Genomic DNA, 18,230 nt, shown 5'->3' on the forward strand with positions numbered 1-18,230 from the left:
GGGCGCCCCGTTCCCCGTAGACAGACAGGCGAAGATGTCCATGAAGGTTCTTGTTCCCGTAAAGCGCGTCATCGATTTCAACATCAAGCCGCGTGTGAAGGCGGACGGCATGGGTGTCGAGACGGCCGGCGTGAAGATGTCGATGAACCCGTTCGACGAAATCGCGGTCGAGGAAGCGGTGCGCCTGAAGGAAAAGGGCGTTGCGACCGAGATCGTGGCGGTGTCGATCGGTGTGCAGCAATCCCAGGACACGCTGCGCACCGCGCTGGCCATGGGCGCCGACCGCGCCATCCTGGTCCTGACCGACGTGGCGGTGGAGCCGCTGGGCGTCGCCAAGGTCCTGAAGGCGCTGGTGGCGAAGGAAAGCCCCGACCTGGTGATCCTGGGCAAGCAGGCGATCGACGACGACATGAACGCGACCGGCCAGATGCTGGCCGGGCTGCTGGGCTGGGCGCAGGGCACCTTCGCCAGCAGGATCGAGATCGCGGACGGCCGCGCGGCGGTCACGCGCGAAATCGACGGCGGGCTGGAAACCGTGTCGCTGGCGCTGCCGGCCATCGTCACCGCCGACCTGCGCCTGAACGAGCCGCGCTACGCCTCGCTGCCCAACATCATGAAGGCCCGCAAGAAGCCGCTGGAAACGCTGGCCCCCGCCGACCTGGGCGTGGACGTGACGCCGCGCCTGACCATCGTCTCGGTGGCCGAACCCCCGGCGCGCAAGGCCGGCGTCAAGGTCGCGTCCGCCGAGGACCTTGTGGCGCGTCTGCGCAATGAAGCGAAGGTGATCTGATCATGACCGTACTCGTTTTCCTGGACCATGAGTCCGGCACGATCCGCCAGGCTTCGCGTTCCGCGGTGACGGCGGCCCTGGAACTGGGCAAGTCGGCGGGGGACGTCCATGCCCTGGTGACGGGTGACGCGGCGGTGGCGGACGCGGCGGCGAAAATTCCCGGTATCGCCAAGGTTTTGCGCGCCGCCGGGGCCGCCGTGGCCCACGAACTGGCCGAACCGCTGGCCGCGCTGATCGCCGACCTCGCCCCGTCCTACAGCCACATCGTCGCGGCGGCGGGTGCGACCGGCAAGAACGTGCTGCCGCGCGCGGCGGCCCTGCTGGACGTGCAGCCGATTCCCGACGTGGTGTCGATCATCGATGCCGAGACCTTCGTGCGCCCGATCTATGCGGGCAGCGCCCTGGCGACGGTGAAGTCGGCCGACGCGTACAAGGTGGTGACGGTGCGCGCCTCGTCCTTCGACCCCGCGCCGGCCGAGGGCGGCAGCGCCGTGGTGGAACAGGTCACGGTGCCGGACGGGTCCGCCCTGTCGGAATTCGTGTCGATCGAACTGTCGAAATCCGAACGCCCGGAACTGGAATCCGCACGGGTCATCGTCTCCGGCGGGCGCGGCCTGCAGAACCAGGAGAATTTCAAGCTCCTCGACCCGCTGGCCGATCGGCTGGGGGCTGCGATCGGCGCCTCGCGCGCGGCGGTGGATGCGGGCTTCGTGCCCAACGACTACCAGGTGGGGCAGACCGGCAAGATCGTGGCGCCGGACCTGTATATCGCCATCGGCATCTCGGGCGCGATCCAGCATCTGGCCGGCATGAAGGACAGCAAGGTCATCGTGGCGATCAACAAGGACCCCGAGGCCCCGATCTTCCAGGTCGCGGATTACGGGCTGGTCGCGGACCTGTTCGAGGTGCTGCCGCAGCTTGAGGCCGCGCTGGGTTAAGACCTTACTCTCCCAGCCGTGCCCGCGCCCGGCTGACGACAGTCTCGTACTCCTCGGGGCTCAGATGCCCCTCATGCAGCATCGCGCTGGCCCGGGCCAGCGCGTCGCGCGCATGCGCCGCGTCCGGGATCGGATACCGCCGTCCCGGCAGCGCGAAATCCTCGTCCGGCAGGTCCGCGCGTTCTTCCTCGGTCAGCCTGGCCATCGTCCTGTCTCCTGCCTGTGTGTCGCCGCGTCCGGCGGCCGGTCACGCGCGGGCGGATCGGTCGGCCAGATCGTCGGTGATCTGCTGTTCCTCGTCCAGTTCGTCCAGTTCGGCCAGCGCGCTCTTGGCGGTGCGGGCCGGCAGTTCCGTGGCCAGGCCCGGCGCGACCCGCCCGGGTTTCAGCCGACCGACGACGGAAAAGGCGGTCAGGACCGCCCAGGTGCCGAAGACGACGCAGCCCAGCACCTGGCCGACCTGCACCCCGCACGGCCCGAACCGCATGCCGATCCACACGAACGGAATGGTGCCCAGCGTGGCCCGACCCCAGTTGAACAGGGTCGAATAGAGCGGAAAGCCCAGATTGTTGAAGGCGGTATTGGCCACGAACAGCATGCCGATGAAGACATAGCCGCCGATGGTCCAGGTGCAGAACAGGCGGATCAGCGCCGCCGTGGTGCCCTGCGCGGCGAAGGCCTCGACCACCAGATCCTGCGCCGGCAGCAGGATCATCCAGGTGATGGCCACGCAGGCCGCCACCAGCTTCAGCGACGCGACCAGCGCCTCGCGCACCCGGTCCAGGTGCCCGGCGCCCAGGTTCTGCGACATGATCGGCCCGACCGAACCCGTCAGGGCGAAGACGAAGGCGAAGGCCACCGGGACGATCCGGTCGATGGTCGCCTGGCCGGCCACGGCGGCCAGGCCGAAATTGGCCATCGCATTGGTGATGAACAATCCGCCGATCGGGGTGGCCAGGTTGGTCAGGATCGCGGGGGTCGCCACCCCGCCGACCAGTCGGGCGTCCGGCAGGATATGCCGCCCGGACGGATAGCCCAGCAGCCCGTGGCGGCGCACGGCATGCAGCCCCAGCAGGGAGACCAGCCCCCGTGACAGGATGGTGCTGATCGCCGCCCCCTCCAGCCCCAGATGCAGGACGAAGATCAGCAGCGGGTCCAGCAGGGCGGACGCCAGCGCCCCGATCAGCGTGACGTTCATCGATCGCCTGGCGTCGCCCACCGCGCGCAGCAGGCTGGAACAGCCCATTCCGACCGCGATCAGCGACAAAGCGGGGGATACGATGCGGATATAGCCGTCAGCCTGCGCGGCCGCGCGCCCCGTCGCGCCGAACAGGTGCAGGATCGGGGCCGAGAACAGTGCCGTGGCCAGCCCCAGCGCCGCCGTGGTGACGATCATGACCAGCAGGAAGGACGAGGCGATGCGGCGGGCCAGGTCGTGACGCCCCGCGCCGATCTGCCGCGCGGTCACGGCCCCCAGTCCGATCGACATGCCGATCGACACCGCGATCTGGACATAGCCGACCGCGCCGGTGAAGCCGATGGCCGCCGTCAGCGCCGGATCGTTCAGGCGCGAGATATAGAACAGGTTCAGCAGGTCGACCGCGAAGACGGCCATCAGGCCGATGGCCCCCGTTCCGGCCATGACCACCACGTGGCGCAGGATGCTGCCGGAACAGAAGCGGGCCGGCCGGGCGCTCATCGTGCGGTATCCTTGGTCGATCCGGTCATCCCGCCGATGATAGCCTCTTTCCCGGCGCGCGGAACCCCGATCGCGCGCGCCGCGGCCTTAATAAACGATCTGCTCCAGCCCCCCCAGGAAGATGCGGATCCAGCGGCGGATATTCGCCTCGATCTCGGCCGGCGTCGCGGGATCGCGGCAATGGAACAGTTCCGCCAGGATCAGCTTGCCCACCGTCATGCTGAACAGGCCGTGGCCCAGATCCTCGACATCGTCGATCATGTAGGTGCCGGCGGCCTGCTGGCGCCGCAGCCAGGCCTCGACCTGGTTGCAGTTTCCACTGATCTCGATGTCCTGCATGATCTTGCGGATTTCCGCCGAATCGCGGATTTCGCCGACGATGGCGCGGATCAGGCACATCCGGTCGGCCTGTAGCGCGTTGGCGGCGATGGAGGTCAGGATCTGCACCAGTTCCTCTTCGGGCGGCAGGTCGCGGCAGGGACAGACCGAGGCATGCTTCATGTCGAACAGCCGTTCGCTGATCAGGGTCCTGAACAGGTCGTGCTTCGACGGAAACATCTGGTAGATCGTCTTTTTCGACATGCCGGACTGTTGCGCCAGCTTGTCCATCGACGCGGACTGATAGCCGTGATCGTCCAGCACCTGGCACGCGGCATTCAGGATCATCTCCCGCCGTTCGCCTTCCTCCAGCACCGGGGGGCGGCCGGGACAGCGCTTTTCGGGGCCCTGGGCCACTGCCTCGTCGGGACAGGGGCGCACAAGGTCCGAAATGTCAGCCCCGGGTGCGGGCATCATGAAATCTCCTTCACGGCATCGGAATGACAGCCATTGACCGGATTTTAGAAACGAAATAGTTTCCAATCAAGAAAACCATACAGTTTCCATATGCCGGTCTTGCATGGGTCGGTTTCGCGGGCCGGATTCCCCCCGTGATTCATCCTCGTTCGACCCGGCGTACCACGCTTTCACACCACGCTTTCTGCAGGGTTGAACCACGCATGACGCCCCCTCGTCCTTATCGTGCCGTCCTTCTGGCCGCCTGTGCGTCCCTGGCGCTGGCCGGATGCAACCGCAAGGCCGCGCCCCTCGCCCCGCCGCCGCAGAGGGTCGAGGTCCTGACCCTGCGCGCGGCGCCGGTCGGCGTCACCACCGACCTGCCCGGACGCACCGAAGCGGTCGAAATCGCCCAGGTCCGCCCGCAGGTCGCGGGCGTGATCCAGAAGCGCCTGTTCGTCGAAGGCTCGGACGTCACGGCCGGGCAGCAGCTGTACCAGATCGATCCGTCCGCCTATCAGGCGACCTACGACATGGCGAAGGCGCAATGGCTGCACGCCAAGGCCGCGCGGGTGACGGCACAGGCGCGGCTGGACCGCTACGGCCCGCTGGCGCAGGCCCACGCCGTCAGCCGGCAGGATTACGATGACGCCCTGGCGGCGGCGCGCGAGGCCGATGCCGACATCGCCCAGGGCCGTGCCAACATGGACCGCGCGGCGGTCGACCTGGGCTATACCCGCGTGCTGTCGCCGATTTCCGGGCGCATCGGCCGATCGCTGATGACGGTGGGTGCCCTAGCGGTCGTGGGCCAGTCCAGCAGCCTGTCGGTCGTCACCCGGCTGGACCCGATCTATGTCGACGTGAACCTGGCGGCGACGCGGCTTCTGGAACTGCGGCGCGAACTGGCCCAGGGACGGCTGAGCCGCGCGGGCGACAATGCCGCCACCGTCAGCCTGACGCTGGAGGACGGCAGCCGCTATGAAACGCAGGGCCGCCTCGAATTCTCCGAGGTGAACGTGGACGAGACGACGGGCACCGTGGTGGTCCGCGCCATCTTCCCCAACGCCGCCCATATGCTGCTGCCGGGCATGTACGTGCATGCCGAACTGCAGGAAGGCGTCGATCCCAAGGCCCTGCGCGTGCCGCAGGTGGCGGTGGTGCGCACCCCGCACGGTGACCCCATGGTCATGGTCGTGGGCGCGGACAGCAAGGTGGCGACGCGCATGATCACGACCGGGGCCGCCGTCGGCACAGACTGGATCGTGACCGACGGGCTGAAGCCCGGCGATCGGGTAGTGGTCAGCGGCCTGCAGAAGATCCACCCCGGCGATACCGTCGCACCCACCGAGGTCGCGCAGGGCGGTGCTCCGCAGGATCAGGGCAAGGCGGGGTAACGATCCATGTCGCGCTTCTTCATCGACCGGCCCGTCTTCGCATGGGTCATCGGCCTGGTGATCATGCTGGTGGGGGCCGTCGCCGTCTTCCGCCTGCCGATCGCGCAATATCCCTCGATCGCGCCGCCGCAGATCGCCATCACCGTCACCTATCCGGGTGCGTCGGCCGAAACGGTGAACAACACCGTCGTGCGGCCCATCCTGCAGCAGATGTACGGCCTCGATCACCTGGAGTACGTGTCGGCGCAGTCCTATGCCAGCGGCCAGATGGAAATCGACCTGACCTTTGCGCAGGGGACCGACCCCGACATTGCGCAGGTGCAGGTGCAGAACAAGCTGCAGCTGGCCCAGCCGCGCCTGCCGACCGAAGTCACGGCCCAGGGCCTGACGGTGACCAAGGCCGTCAAGAACTTCATGCTGGTGCTGGCCTTCATTTCCACCGACGGAAGCATGTCGGGCTTCGATATCGCCGATTACGTGGCGTCGAACGTCTCCGACCCGCTCAGCCGCGTGTCGGGGGTGGGCGACCACACGCTGTTCGGCGCCGAATACGCCATGCGCATCTGGCTGGACCCGGGCAAGCTGTACAAGTACGGCCTGACGATCAGCGACGTGCAGGCCGCGATCCAGGACCAGAACATCCAGGTCTCGTCGGGCGAGATCGGCGGCCTGCCGGCCCGGCAGGGCGCGCGGCTGGACGCCACCATCGTCGGCCCGACACGCCTGACCTCGCCCCAGGAATTCGGCAATATCCTGCTGCGCGTGGCCCAGGGCGGCTCGCAGGTGCGCATCCGCGACGTGGCCCGGGTCGAGCTGGGACCGCAGAGCTATAACATCAGCTCGTTCTACAACAACAAGCCCACGGTCGGCATGGCACTGAAGCTGGCGCCCGGGGCGAACCAGTTGACGACGGAAACGGCGGTGCGCGCCCAGGTGGACGAACTGCAGAAATTCTTCCCGCCGGGGCTGAAGGTCGTCTACCCGCTGGATACCGAGCCCTTCATCGTGCTGTCGATCAAGGAAGTCGTCATCACGCTGATGGAAGCGATCGGCCTGGTCTTCCTGGTCATGCTGGTGTTCCTGCAGAACTTCCGCGCCACGCTGATTCCCACCATCGCGGTGCCGGTCGTGCTGCTGGGCACGTTCGGCATCCTGGCGGCACTGGGCTTTTCCATCAACACGCTGACCATGCTGGCCATGGTCCTGGCGGTGGGCCTGCTGGTCGACGACGCCATCGTGGTGGTGGAAAACGTCGAACGCGTGATGGCGGAGAAGAACCTCTCGCCCAAGGACGCCGCCCGAGTCTCGATGGACGAAATCTCTGGCGCGCTGGTCGGCATCGTGCTGGTGCTGACGTCGGTGTTCCTGCCGATGGCGGCCTTCGGGGGATCGACCGGCGTGATCTACCGCCAGTTCTCGGTCACCATCGTCGCGGCGATGTGGCTGTCGGTCCTGGTGGCGATGATCATCACGCCGGCGCTGTGCGGCACGATGCTCAAGCCCGGCACGCATGAAAAGACGCGCGGGCCGGCCGGATGGTTCAACCGCACCTTCGCCCGCGCCAATGCGGGCTATCAGTCCGGGGTGCGCTGGATGCTGAAGCGCGCGCCCCTGTCGCTGGTGCTGTACGTGCTGGTGACCGGCCTGGTCCTGTTCCTGTTCACCCGGATTCCCGGCGGCTTCCTGCCGGACGAGGACCAGGGCCTGATCTTCGGCCAGGTGACCATGCCCCCGGGCGCCACCCAGGAACAGACGGCCGCCGTCAACCGCAAGATCACCGACTATATCCTCAAGAGCGAGTCCGCCAACGTCGTGTCGGTCTTCTCGATGAACGGCTTCAATTTCGCCGGCCAGGGCCAGAACGCGGGCGCGTTCTTCGTCCGGCTGAAGGATTGGGACGACCGGCCCGGCGCCGCGCGTAACTCCTCGGCGGTGGCGATGCGGGTGATGATGCATTTCTGGGGCGATCCCGAAGCCCAGATCTTCGCCATCAATCCGCCGGCGGTCCTGGAACTGGGCAACGCCACCGGCTTCGATCTGGAACTGGAGGATCGCGGTCATCTGGGTCATGACAAGCTGCTGGCCGCGCGCAACCAGATCCTGATGGCGGCGATGAAGGACCCGCGCCTGCAGGCGGTGCGTCCCAACGGCCTGGAGGATGCGCCGCAATACCGGCTGGACATCGACCGCGAGAAGGCGAACGCGCTGGGCGTGACCAATGCCGAGATCAACACGACGATCGAAGGCGCGCTGGGGTCGATCTACGTCAACCAGTTCATGCGCGACGACCGCGTGAAGCAGGTCTACATCCAGGGCGAGCCCGATGCCCGCATGCTGCCCAGCGACCTGAACAAATGGTACCTGCGCAACGTGACCAACGGGCTGGTGCCCTTCAACGCCATCGCATCGGGCAAATGGATCGTCGGCCCGCAGAAGGTCGAGGATTATAACGGCCTGAACGCGTTCGAAATCCTGGGCCAGCCCGCGGCCGGCTACAGCACCGGGACCGCGATCACCGCGATCCAGGAGGCCCTGGCCAAGCTGCCGCCCGGGATCGGCTATGAATGGACCGGCCTGTCGTACGAACAGATGGCCTCGGGGTCGTCCACCGGGCCGCTCTATGCACTGGCCGGCACGGTGATCCTGCTCTGCCTGGCGGCGCTGTATGAAAGCTGGGCCATTCCGCTGGCCGTGCTGCTGGTCATTCCGCTGGGCGTGCTGGGTGCGCTGGGGGCGACGCTGTGGCGCGGACTGGCCAACGACGTCTATTTCCAGGTCGGCCTGCTGACCACGGTGGGGCTGGCGGTGAAGAACGCGATCCTGATCGTGGAATTCGCCAAGGCCTTCTTCGAATCCGGCGACGACCTGCTGGATTCCGTGGTCAAGGCGGGGCGCGAGCGCCTGCGGCCGATCCTGATGACCTCGATCGCCTTCGTCTGCGGCGTGTTTCCGCTGGCGATCGCGACCGGCGCCGGGTCGGGGGCGCGTGTCGCCATCGGCACCGCCGTGGTGGGCGGCATGCTGTCCGCCACCCTGCTGGCCATCTATTTCGTGCCGCTGTTCTTCGTGCTGGTGCTGCGGCTGTTCCGGGTCAAGCGGGTGAAGGACCGTCCGGACCCCTACGCGCACCTGTCCCGTCCCGCCGGGCCGTCCGGTCAGGAGAGTTGAGTCGATGAACGGGTTTTCTCTTCCGCGCCGCGCCGGGCTGCTGGTCCTGGCGGCGCTGTCGGGCTGCACGCTGATCCCCGACTACAAGCGGCCGGCGCTGCCGGTCGCGGCAAGCTGGCCGAAAGGCGAGGCCTATCATGCCGGCAGCACCGGGCAGATCGGGACGGCGGCGTCCGACCTGGGCTGGCGCGACTTCTTCGTCGATCCGCGCCTGCAGGCGCTGATCGCGCTGGCGGTGCGCGACAATCGCGACCTGCGTTCGGTGGCTTCGGCGGTCATCGAGGCCCAGGGCCAGTACCGGGTGCAGCATGCCTCGCTGTTCCCGCAGATCGGCGGGACCGGGATGGCGCTCTACCAGGCGCCGTCGGGGAATGGGGGCCTGAGCTTCGCGCCGGGCCTGGATGCGGGCAAACACGGCGAGTACTACAGCAACGGCCACGTCTTTAAATATTACTCGGGCGGCATCGGCTTCTCGTCCTACGAGATCGATCTGTTCGGCCGCATCCGCAGCCTGTCGCGCGAGGCATCGGACCAAGTGCTCAGCCAGGCCGCCAACGCGCGCGGGCTGCTGATCAGCGTGATCTCGCAGGTTGCGACGACCTATGTCGCGTGGCTGGCGGACCGCGAGCAGTTGCAGGTGACCGAACGTACCCTGGCGTCCCAGCAGGATACGCTGCGCCTGACCCAGGCGCGGTTCGACCGGGGCGAGACCGACCAGCTGACCCTGCGCCAGGTGGAAACCCAGGTCGAGCAGGCAGCCGCCTATCGTGCCCAGTACCTGCGCCAGATCGCGCAGGATGAAAACGAACTGGTTATGCTGGTGGGCGCGCCGCTGCCGGCCAACCTGCCGGACCCGGCCCCCTTCGGCCGCCAGACGGTGCTGGCCGACCTGCCGGCGGGGCTGCCGTCCGACCTGCTGGACCGGCGGCCGGATGTCGTGTCGGCGGAATTCGCGCTGCTGTCGGCCAACGACGATATCGGCGCCGCGCGCGCCGCCTTCTTCCCGCGCCTGATCCTGACGGCGTCGGACGGGGTGTCCAGCCTGCAGTTCCGCAACCTGTTCACCTCCGGCGCCACGACGTGGGGGGCCAACCCGCAATTGCAGATCCCGCTGCTGACCTGGGGCCAGAACGAGGGATCGCTGCAGGTCTCCAAATCCCGGCGGGACCAGCGCCTGATGGCGTACGAAAAGGCGATCCAGACCGCGTTCCACGAGGTCTCGGACGCCCTGGCGGCGCGGGCGACTTACCTGGACCAGTCGCGGCAGCTCGACGCGCTGGTGGGGTCCTCGGCCGATGCGTACCGGCTGGCGCGGATGCGCTTCGACGCGGGGGTGGATTCCTACCTGAACACGCTCGAGGCGCAGCGCGCGCTCTATACCGCGCAGCAGAACCTGATCGTAGTGCAGGAAGCGCGCTACCAGAACCTGATCACCGTCTATCGCGCCCTGGGCGGCGGCTGGACCGAACGCACCATTCCGCCGGCGACGGCGGTCCGGTCGGGGTAGGTCGCATCGCCGGTGCGGGCAGGGCGGGTCCTTCGGGACCCGCCTTTTTTATGGCCGTTTTCATGGCCATGTCCGTGCCGCCGGGCTGGGTCCAGCCCTGTTCCGCAACTTTTGGCCATACTCTCGTTGAATCCTGAGCCGGAAAGAAGAGGAACATGGCTTTGCAGAAAACCTATGATCTTTTCATCGACGGCCGTTGGGTGCCGGCGGCCAAGGGCGAGCGCCTGGCCGTGGAAAACCCGGCGACGGGTGACGTCCTCGCCGAGGTCGCCAACGGCACGTCCGAGGATGTCGACCGTGCCGTGGCGGCCGCGAAGCAGGCGATGCCGGGATGGAGCCGCAGGACCGCGACCGAGCGGGCGGATGACCTGTATCGCCTCATCGGCCTGATCAAACGGGATGCCGAGCATCTGGCACGCACGATCACGCGGGAAATGGGCAAGCCGATCCGCGAGGCGCGCGTCGAAGTCGCGTTCGCCACGGACCTGCTGCGCTTCGCGGCCGAAAATACCCGCCGCCTGGAAGGCGAGATCCTTCCGGGCTCCCGCTCCGGCGAGAAGATCCTGATCGACCGCAAGCCGGTCGGTGTCGTCGGCGCCATCGCCGCCTGGAATTTCCCGCTGGCGCTGGTCGCGCGCAAGCTGGGCCCGGCGCTGGCGGCGGGCAATGCGATCGTCATCAAGCCGCATGAAATGACGCCGCTGGCCGCGCTGGAACTGGCCAGGCTGGTGGCCGAGGCCGACATCCCGGCGGGCGTGGTCAATATCGTCACCGGCGACGGTCCGCGCGTCGGCGTTCCGCTGGTGGCGCATCCGGACACGCGGCTGATCACCATGACCGGCAGCACGTCCGCCGGGAAGAAGATCATGGCCGCCGCGGCCGAGCACCTGAAGATCGTGCGCCTGGAACTGGGCGGCAAGGCGCCGTTCATCGTGGCGGACGACGCGGACATCGACCGCGCCGTGGAAGCCGCCGTGGTGTCGCGCTTCGGCAATGCCGGCCAGGTCTGCACGGCGAACGAGCGCACCTATGTCGATGCGAAAATCTATGACATCTTCGCGGCCCGGCTGCGTGCCCGCATCGAAAAGCTGAAGGTCGGCGACCCGCTGGACGAGGCGACGGACATGGGGCCGAAGGTCTGCGGCCCGGAACTCGAAAAGGTCGACCAGATGGTCCGGCGCGCGGTCGAACAGGGCGCGAAGCTGGAACGGGGCGGCGCGCGGCTGACGGGCGGCCTCTATGACAGGGGGCAGTTCTATGCGCCCACGCTGCTGACCGGTGTCACCGGGACGATGGACATCGCCCGGAACGAGGTCTTCGGGCCGGTCCTCTCGCTGATCCGGGTGGACAGCTACGAGGACGCGATCCGCCAGGCCAATGCCTCGCGCTATGGCCTGTCGGCCTACGTGTTCACCAACAGCCTGGACCGGATCATGAAGATCAACGCCGAACTGGAATTCGGCGAGGTCTATGTGAACCGCGAGAGCGGCGAGTCCGCGCACGGCTTCCATCACGGCTATCGCGACAGCGGCATCGGCGGTGAAGACGGCCAGCACGGCCTGGAAGCCTATGTCGAGACGCAGACCATCTATCTGAACGCCTGATCACACGCCCGATCCGGCCGGTCGCGTCCCGTCCCGCCTGTTTATCAGGCAGGCGGGGCGACCGGCCGTGCCGTGCCGCGAAAAGTTGCATCGCCCGAAATAACATCTGTTGTGATGTCGCGATTTATTGTGCGCGGCATTGTATTGTGCACTGCAACAAAAGCATCGTCGGACGATTATTTGCGTATTCCGGTTGACGGGCAGAAAAAAAACGGTCATTGAAGGTTCACCAGAGCGAGAAAGACCGGAACGGCACCGCTCCGAAAAAAACAAGAAACCTGCGGCATAGCGATCGCGGGAATAAAAATGCGAAGGGTCTGAACCTTCGTGAACTTGGGGACCCAGGGGGTGCATCGCGTGCGATGCACCCTTTTTTTATTGGTCCGTTCGCGATATGCGCGGCGTCCCGCCCCCAGGAGTAGACGCAGACCGTGAAACCGACGCCCCATGATCCCCGACTGGTCATCGCCGTTATCATGGTCACGGTGGCGATGGGCGCGCTGGACGCCGTATCGCTGGTCCATCTGAAGGTCTTTACCGGCTACATGACCGCCACGCTGATCCTGATCGCGGTGCATCTGGCCTCGGCCGAATCCATTCTCGGGCCGGGGCTGCTGGCCATCGGGTCCTATCTGATCGGCGCGGCGGTGGGCGGGAGGCTGGTGCGGCGGGCCCATTCGCGGCGGCGCACGGTGGCCGACCTGCTGATGGCGGTGGGGACGCTGGTCCTGGCGGCGTCGGCCGTCTGGTGGGCGGGCATGCCGTGGCGCCATTTCATGACGCTGGTCATCCTGGCCATTGCCATGGGATTGCAGACCTCGGCCACGCGGCATGCGCAGGTGACCGACCTGACATTGCCGGCGGCGACGATGCTGCTGCACGGGCTGGTGCATGACAGCCGCCTGGCCGGCGGGCCGTCGCGCGGCGCGTGGCGGCGGCTGGCCGCGATCCTGGGCCTGTTCGGCGGCGCGGTGCTGGGGACGTTCGTCTCCAGCGTGTCGGTGGCCGGCGCGATCGCCATGGTGGGCGTGACGATCGGCTGCGCCGGTTTCCTGTTGTACCTGGAGGATCATCCGTTGCTGGACCGGCTGGAAAACGCCGGTCCCGGCAACGTCTAGGCGGAGTCCGGGACAGGGCCCCGAACGTTTACTTCACCCGGGCGACCCGCAGCGTGTTGGTGCTGCCCGCCACGCCGAACGGCAGCCCGGCCGCGATCACGATCGTATCGCCCGACCGTGCCAGGCTGCTGGCGACCGTGGATTCGATCGCCTGGTCCACCACGGTTTCGACGGTGCGCACCGGCGTTTCCTGTCCGACGGACTGCGCCTGGACCCCCCAGACGACGCACAGCCGCCGCGCGATCTCGTCGGTGGGCGTCAGGCCGATGATGGGGCACGACGGCCGCTCGCGCGAGATGCGCAGCGCGGTGGCGCCGGCCAGGGTGAAGGCGACGATCGCGCGCGCGCCCACGGTGGTGGCGACCTGCCCCGCCGCCGCCGCGATCGCATCGGCGACGAATCCCTCGGGCGCCGGGCAGCTTGCCTGCATGATCGACTGCCAGACCGAGTCCTCTTCGACGCGGCTGACGATCCGGTTCATGATGCCGACCGCTTCCTGCGGATACTGGCCGGCCGCGGTTTCGGCCGACAGCATCACGGCGTCGGCGCCGTCGAACACGGCGGTGGCCACGTCCGACGCCTCGGCCCGGGTGGGGGTCGGGGCGGTGATCATGCTTTCCAGCATCTGGGTCGCGACCACCACCGGCTTGCCCAACTGGCGGGCCAGGCGGATGATGCGCTTCTGGGCCAGCGGCACGGCCTCGGGCGGCAGTTCGACGCCCAGGTCGCCGCGCGCGACCATCACCGCGTCGGACAGGCGGACGATCTCGTCCAGATTGTCCATGGCCTGCGGTTTTTCCACCTTGGTCATGATCCAGGCGCGGCCGGCGGCGATGGCGCGGGCTTCCTCGACGTCCTCGGGGCGCTGGACGAAGGACAGGCCGATATATTCGACGCCCAGTTCCAGCGCGAAATCCAGGTCCTTGCGGTCCTTCGGGGTCAGGGCGGGGATGGGCAGCACGATGTCGGGCACGTTCACGCCCTTGCGCTCGGACAGCACGCCGCCCACGGCCACGATCGTATCCAGGTAGGTGGGTCCGACCTCACGCACCACCAGCCGCAGCTTGCCGTCATCCAGCAGCAGGTTGCTGCCGACCGTCGCGGCATGGATGATTTCCGGGTGCGGCAGGCGCACGCGTTCCTCGTTGCCGGGCGCGTCGTCCAGGTCCAGGCGGAACGAGGCGCCGGTCCGCAGCGTCACCTTGCCGTTCTCGAAGGTGCCCACGCGCAGCTTGGGGCCCTGGACGTCGGCCAGGATGCCGATCGGGCGGCCCAGCTCGGCCTCGACCGAGCGGATGATCTCATGCCGCGCGGCGTGGTCCGCATGCGTGCCGTGCGAGAAGTTCAGGCGGAACACGTCGGCGCCGGCCTCGGCCAGTGCGCGGATCACTTCCCGGCTGGACGATGCCGGGCCGAGGGTCGAGACGATTTTCGTCCGACGGGGACGAGAGGCGGAGACGATGGTCATAGGGCGCTTTCTCCTTCTGGATTCATGTCCGTAAGCGGATCTTCTGGTCTTCGTCAGTCGGACGCCCGATCGGCGTCACTACGGCTGGATGGTCTCCTGCGGCAGAAGACCCCAGACCGACGACCGGTCCAGCCAGCCCGAATAATGCTGCACGCTGACCCTGCACCAGGTTGTGCCGGCGGCGCACGTGCGAAATGTGCCGACGGAACCCGGCTTCAGCACCGCGACGACCGCCGATGCGGCATCGGCCGCCGCGCGCAGGATGACGGCGCCCGGGATCGTGGCCGCCGCCGCCGGGTCCGCAAGGTGGCCGACGACGGTGGTGTCGAAATGGCCGCCCGGCCCCGGTTGCGGCGTCGGGGCGGCGGGCTTGCCGCCGGCCGGGGCGGTCCCGCTCCGGGCAGGGGCGCCCTGGGCAGAAGCACCCTGGGCAGCAGCATCTGATGCGGGGTCGACCGGCGGCAGCCCGGGCACCACGAAGGTGCGTGCGCCGACCAGCGTCGCCTGATGGACCCAGCCTTTCTGGCCGTCGGAATCCTCGACCAGGCGCCAGACGTCGAATTCCCGCTCGATTTTCACCGGCAGGTCGCGGCGGTGATAGACCCAGGCGATAGGATAGCGCTGGCCAGGGCCCGAACGCATGTTCACCTCGTCCGCGCGCAGCGCCGCGAAGCGCGGCAGCGGCAGGCCGGTCACGGTGCCCTTGTCTATCGCGGCGGCATCCGCCGGTCCGGGGGGGGACGGGATGGCCGTCTCGGCCTGCGCCGGTCCCGCCGTCCCGGCCGCCACCCCCGCTGCCGCGCCGGCCGCCACACCCGTCGCGGCAGGGGGAAGGGCGGCATGGCGGGGCGCGATCACATGATGGTGATGAGGCGGCGTTCCCCCGTGAATCGCCCCGGCATGGTGGGGGGCGGGGTGGTGCCCGTGGGGCGCGGGGGCGGCCGCGTGATGATGATGGCGCGCGGCGGTTGCGGCCGGCACGGGTGCGTTTGCCGGCGCATGATGGTGGTGGTGGCGGTGATGCGTGGCGGTCTGCTGCGCGGCCGCGCCCGGGGCGCCCAGCGCGGCCGGGGCCAGGATGGCGGCGCAGACCAGCCAGCCACGGCGGACGGTTCCGCCGGCCGGCGCGGCGCTGGGCCGGCAGGTGCCAACGGAAGGGACGACGGGCGAGGGAAGCGTCATGGCTGCATCCCTGCCAAGGCCCAGGCCGCTCGGCAAGGGGTTTTGGAGGGCGTCCGCGAATTCTTCACAGGCTGATGATCTGCCGCCCACGGGCCGCGTCCAGGAAGCTGGGCACGCCCGCCACCCGGACCCCGGGCAGCAGGGCGTCGGCCGGCAGGCCGGCGATGCGCAATCCGGACTCGCAGGCCATCAGGACTCCGTCCAGCGCCAGCACGGCGTCGCGCAGGGTATCGAACCCGGCCACGCCGCTGGCCTGCACCGCGCCGTCGGTCCCGGCGCCGCGCAGTCCGCTCCAGTCCCGGGCCAGGGCATGCACCCCGTGGCCGGCGGCGAACAGCAGCACCGGGCGATCGACCGCCAGCGCCCCGGCGGCCAGGACCAGGGCATAATGCGCGCGCTCGTACCCGCCATCCAGCAGCAGGATGGCCAGGCCCTCCTGTCCCGCCTCGGCGTGCCCCGGCTCAGCGGACATCGGCGGCCCCATGCGCCGACAGGTCATGGATGCTGGCGTGCGGGCCGCACAGCGCGCAATCGGGGTCCGGCGCCAGGCGGACGGTGTGGAACCGCGCCGCCAGCGCGTCCCAGACCAGCAGCCGTCCGTCCAGGCTCTCGCCGATCTCCAGGATCTCCTTCAGCGCCTCGGTTGCCTGCAGCGTGCCCATGACCCCGGTCACGGCGCCGAACACGCCGGCCTCGGCGCAGGACGGCACCGCGCCGTCCTGCGGGGGGGCGGGATACAGGCAGCGATAGCACGGCCCGCCGCGATGCGGCCGGAAGGTGGATATCTGCCCCTCGAACCGCAGCACGGCGGCCGATACCAGGGTCCGCCGCTCCAGCGCGCAGGCATCGGCGACCAGGTAGCGGGTGCGGAAATTATCGCTGCCGTCGCAGACCAGGTCGTAGCCCCCGACCAGTGCCCGGGCATTGCCGGCATCCAGGCGCGTCGCATGGGGCTCGACCCGCACCAGCGGGTTGACCGCGCGCATCGCCTCGGCGGCCGACTCGACCTTGCGCTGGCCGATCCGCCCGGTGGTATGGGCGATCTGGCGCTGCAGGTTCGACAGGTCCACCACGTCGTCATCGACCAGCCCGATCCGTCCCACGCCCGCCGCCGCCAGGTACAGGCCCAGCGGCGACCCCAGGCCGCCCGCGCCGACGATCAGCACGCTGGCCGCGCGCAGCGCCGCCTGGCCGGTGCCGCCGATCTCGGGCAGCAGGATGTGGCGGGCGTAGCGCTGGATTTCGGCTTCGGAAAAATCAGGGATCATGGGGTCCGGTCCGTTCGCAGGATTATGGCGCGCGACCTGTCTGTTTGTAACAATTTGTATCACCCGGCATGATAAACATGCATGTCGGGCATGTTTATCGTATGGTGCCCCGGCATGACAGGGACGATTTTTCGATGAACCGTTTCACACGTCTGATGCCAGCGGCCCACATGATTGCCGTTCGCCGGCAGCAGGCCCGCCGCATCTGCGCGGTGACGGTCGTCATGTCCCTCTCGCTCTTCGTCGCCTCGCCCTTCGTGACCCTGTGGTCCGTGGCCTCCGCCATCCAGGCGCACGATGCCCGGGCGGTGGGAACGTTCCTGAACTGGCGCGCGGTGCAGACCAGCCTGAAATCGCAGATCCTCGGCGGCGTCGTCAGCCCGCAGCCCGCCAATGACGACGACCTGCCGGAATTCGGGTCCTCGTTCGCCACGGCGGCGGTATCCAACGCCGTCGACACGAACGTGAACGCCGACACCCTCGCGACCCTGATCGGCCAGGTCATGCCGGCCGCCAAGCCCGCGCCCGCCGCCTCCCCGATCGCGATCCTGCGTCACGTCCATGTCCGTTTCCTGCGTCCCGACATGTTCCAGGCCCGCATCGTCCTGCCGGGGCACGAGCATGACAGCCCGCTATGCCTGCAGATGCGCATCCAGGGCTGGCGCTGGAAAATCATCCAGGTCGATTTGCCCGGAAGCCAGGGCAATCATCCGATCGTCGAGGCCTCGGTGGCCACCGACCGGATCTCCTACCTTCCTCACTGAAGGCTTCAGTCCAGGCGACCCGGTCAAGGGGCGCGGTCGGTGCCCCGCGCCCCGGCCGTTCAGCGGCGCGGCCGGGCCGTGGTGTCGGCGGGCAGGTCTTCTTCCAGGATCGTGATATGCAGGGCGTAGGACACCTCGCCCTCATCCTCGTCCCGATGGACGGTGCCGATGATTTCGCCTTTCACAGCGATCTCGACCGACAGACCGGCGCGCGGGGGGGGATTCACCGTCAGTTCGGGCGAACCCAGCAGGCGGCGCAGGCATACCTGCAACCGGGTGATCTCGGAGGCGGACATGCTGGTCATAATTCAGTGCTCCTGGTCGGGGATAAGGGTCCGGTCGCAAGGCCCGGGCGGCCGGACGCGGTCCGTGCCGGATGGATTGCCGCACGCTATAGGCACTCGGGCCACCGCCCGCAACCGAGGAGACGGTTTCAAAAGCCCCGCTGCCGGGCGGGGGCGGCCCAAGGGGACTGTTGAAACGGCCTCCGGACAGGCTTTGTGTTGCTGGTGCCAGGATCATGCCATGTTTCCATGCTGTCCTGCCGCCTTCCCCG

At 68.2% G+C, this 18,230-nt stretch carries 16 protein-coding genes; 8 read left to right on the forward strand and 8 right to left on the reverse strand.

Annotation, left to right across the window (positions count from 1 at the left end):
* Positions 1–40: 40 nt before the first annotated feature.
* Both GDIA_RS10030 and GDIA_RS10035 read left to right on the forward strand, forming a co-directional pair.
* Positions 41–790, forward strand: coding sequence for an electron transfer flavoprotein subunit beta/FixA family protein (locus tag GDIA_RS10030; RefSeq protein ID WP_043459278.1), 750 nt, complete (start codon positions 41–43; stop codon positions 788–790).
* A gap of 2 nt (positions 791–792) precedes the next feature.
* Complete coding sequence (locus tag GDIA_RS10035) at positions 793–1,728, forward strand: electron transfer flavoprotein subunit alpha/FixB family protein (RefSeq protein WP_012224476.1); 936 nt, start codon at positions 793–795, stop codon at positions 1,726–1,728.
* Between the two features lie 4 nt (positions 1,729–1,732).
* Here GDIA_RS10035 and GDIA_RS10040 read toward each other — a convergent pair whose 3' ends face one another.
* From GDIA_RS10040 to GDIA_RS10050, 3 genes are all read right to left on the reverse strand, one after another.
* Complete coding sequence (locus GDIA_RS10040; RefSeq protein ID WP_012224477.1) at positions 1,733–1,933, reverse strand: hypothetical protein; 201 nt, start codon at positions 1,931–1,933, stop codon at positions 1,733–1,735.
* Between the two features lie 42 nt (positions 1,934–1,975).
* Positions 1,976–3,427, reverse strand: a complete 1,452-nt coding sequence (locus GDIA_RS10045; protein ID WP_012224479.1) for an MATE family efflux transporter — start codon at positions 3,425–3,427, stop codon at positions 1,976–1,978.
* Positions 3,428–3,514: 87 nt separating this feature from the next.
* Positions 3,515–4,222 carry a TetR/AcrR family transcriptional regulator gene (locus tag GDIA_RS10050; protein ID WP_231854229.1) on the reverse strand — a complete coding sequence of 236 codons (708 nt, stop codon included), beginning with the start codon at positions 4,220–4,222 and terminating at the stop codon, positions 3,515–3,517.
* Between the two features lie 134 nt (positions 4,223–4,356).
* Here GDIA_RS10050 and GDIA_RS10055 point away from each other — a divergent pair, with 134 nt between their 5' ends.
* From GDIA_RS10055 to GDIA_RS10075, 5 genes are all read left to right on the forward strand, one after another.
* Positions 4,357–5,595 carry an efflux RND transporter periplasmic adaptor subunit gene (locus GDIA_RS10055; RefSeq protein WP_231854230.1) on the forward strand — a complete coding sequence of 413 codons (1,239 nt, stop codon included), beginning with the start codon at positions 4,357–4,359 and terminating at the stop codon, positions 5,593–5,595.
* A gap of 6 nt (positions 5,596–5,601) precedes the next feature.
* The gene (locus GDIA_RS10060) at positions 5,602–8,763 is read left to right on the forward strand and encodes an efflux RND transporter permease subunit (protein ID WP_012554071.1); all 3,162 of its coding nucleotides are present in this window, start codon (positions 5,602–5,604) and stop codon (positions 8,761–8,763) included.
* Between the two features lie 4 nt (positions 8,764–8,767).
* Complete coding sequence (locus tag GDIA_RS10065) at positions 8,768–10,270, forward strand: efflux transporter outer membrane subunit (RefSeq protein WP_012224499.1); 1,503 nt, start codon at positions 8,768–8,770, stop codon at positions 10,268–10,270.
* Between the two features lie 155 nt (positions 10,271–10,425).
* Positions 10,426–11,874 carry an aldehyde dehydrogenase gene (aldA, locus tag GDIA_RS10070; RefSeq protein WP_043458869.1) on the forward strand — a complete coding sequence of 483 codons (1,449 nt, stop codon included), beginning with the start codon at positions 10,426–10,428 and terminating at the stop codon, positions 11,872–11,874.
* A 431-nt stretch (positions 11,875–12,305) separates the two neighbouring features.
* Positions 12,306–12,992: a YoaK family protein gene (locus GDIA_RS10075; RefSeq protein ID WP_012224505.1), complete on the forward strand. Its 687-nt coding sequence runs from the start codon at positions 12,306–12,308 to the stop codon at positions 12,990–12,992.
* 28 nt (positions 12,993–13,020) lie between these two features.
* Here the strand turns inward: GDIA_RS10075 and pyk are convergent, their stop codons facing one another.
* The 4 genes from pyk to GDIA_RS10095 all read right to left on the reverse strand — a co-directional run bounded on the left by pyk (position 13,021) and on the right by GDIA_RS10095 (position 16,910).
* A complete protein-coding gene (gene pyk, locus GDIA_RS10080) occupies positions 13,021–14,460 on the reverse strand; it encodes a pyruvate kinase (protein WP_012224507.1) in 1,440 nt (479 codons plus the stop codon).
* 78 nt (positions 14,461–14,538) lie between these two features.
* Positions 14,539–15,642, reverse strand: a complete 1,104-nt coding sequence (locus GDIA_RS10085; protein ID WP_012554073.1) for an SH3 domain-containing protein — start codon at positions 15,640–15,642, stop codon at positions 14,539–14,541.
* 64 nt (positions 15,643–15,706) lie between these two features.
* Positions 15,707–16,114 (reverse strand): DsrE family protein, encoded by a 408-nt coding sequence (locus tag GDIA_RS10090; RefSeq protein ID WP_012554074.1) that lies wholly within the window; start codon positions 16,112–16,114, stop codon positions 15,707–15,709.
* Positions 16,104–16,910 carry a HesA/MoeB/ThiF family protein gene (locus GDIA_RS10095; RefSeq protein WP_012224514.1) on the reverse strand — a complete coding sequence of 269 codons (807 nt, stop codon included), beginning with the start codon at positions 16,908–16,910 and terminating at the stop codon, positions 16,104–16,106. The genes GDIA_RS10090 and GDIA_RS10095 overlap by 11 nt, the downstream gene beginning before the upstream one ends.
* A 134-nt stretch (positions 16,911–17,044) precedes the next feature.
* Here GDIA_RS10095 and GDIA_RS10100 point away from each other — a divergent pair, with 134 nt between their 5' ends.
* Positions 17,045–17,674 (forward strand): DUF2939 domain-containing protein, encoded by a 630-nt coding sequence (locus GDIA_RS10100; protein ID WP_012554075.1) that lies wholly within the window; start codon positions 17,045–17,047, stop codon positions 17,672–17,674.
* Positions 17,675–17,733: 59 nt separating this feature from the next.
* Here GDIA_RS10100 and GDIA_RS10105 read toward each other — a convergent pair whose 3' ends face one another.
* Positions 17,734–17,979, reverse strand: coding sequence for a DUF3126 family protein (locus tag GDIA_RS10105; protein WP_012554076.1), 246 nt, complete (start codon positions 17,977–17,979; stop codon positions 17,734–17,736).
* Positions 17,980–18,230 lie beyond the last annotated feature (251 nt).

Source organism: Gluconacetobacter diazotrophicus PA1 5 (assembly GCF_000021325.1).
GTDB lineage: Bacteria > Pseudomonadota > Alphaproteobacteria > Acetobacterales > Acetobacteraceae > Gluconacetobacter > Gluconacetobacter diazotrophicus.

Bases quoted from the DNA above. Each gene is read 5' to 3' on its own strand.
- GDIA_RS10060 (WP_012554071.1), top strand. From the start codon at position 5,602: ATGTCGCGCTTCTTCATCGACCGGCCCGTCTTCGCATGGGTCATCGGC.
- GDIA_RS10045 (WP_012224479.1), bottom strand. From the start codon at position 3,427: ATGAGCGCCCGGCCGGCCCGCTTCTGTTCCGGCAGCATCCTGCGCCAC.
- pyk (WP_012224507.1), bottom strand. From the start codon at position 14,460: ATGACCATCGTCTCCGCCTCTCGTCCCCGTCGGACGAAAATCGTCTCG.
- GDIA_RS10040 (WP_012224477.1), bottom strand. From the start codon at position 1,933: ATGGCCAGGCTGACCGAGGAAGAACGCGCGGACCTGCCGGACGAGGAT.
- GDIA_RS10095 (WP_012224514.1), bottom strand. From the start codon at position 16,910: ATGATCCCTGATTTTTCCGAAGCCGAAATCCAGCGCTACGCCCGCCAC.
- GDIA_RS10085 (WP_012554073.1), bottom strand. From the start codon at position 15,642: ATGACGCTTCCCTCGCCCGTCGTCCCTTCCGTTGGCACCTGCCGGCCC.
- GDIA_RS10035 (WP_012224476.1), top strand. From the start codon at position 793: ATGACCGTACTCGTTTTCCTGGACCATGAGTCCGGCACGATCCGCCAG.
- GDIA_RS10065 (WP_012224499.1), top strand. From the start codon at position 8,768: ATGAACGGGTTTTCTCTTCCGCGCCGCGCCGGGCTGCTGGTCCTGGCG.
- aldA (WP_043458869.1), top strand. From the start codon at position 10,426: ATGGCTTTGCAGAAAACCTATGATCTTTTCATCGACGGCCGTTGGGTG.
- GDIA_RS10100 (WP_012554075.1), top strand. From the start codon at position 17,045: ATGAACCGTTTCACACGTCTGATGCCAGCGGCCCACATGATTGCCGTT.
- GDIA_RS10050 (WP_231854229.1), bottom strand. From the start codon at position 4,222: ATGATGCCCGCACCCGGGGCTGACATTTCGGACCTTGTGCGCCCCTGT.
- GDIA_RS10105 (WP_012554076.1), bottom strand. From the start codon at position 17,979: ATGACCAGCATGTCCGCCTCCGAGATCACCCGGTTGCAGGTATGCCTG.
- GDIA_RS10090 (WP_012554074.1), bottom strand. From the start codon at position 16,114: ATGTCCGCTGAGCCGGGGCACGCCGAGGCGGGACAGGAGGGCCTGGCC.
- GDIA_RS10030 (WP_043459278.1), top strand. From the start codon at position 41: ATGAAGGTTCTTGTTCCCGTAAAGCGCGTCATCGATTTCAACATCAAG.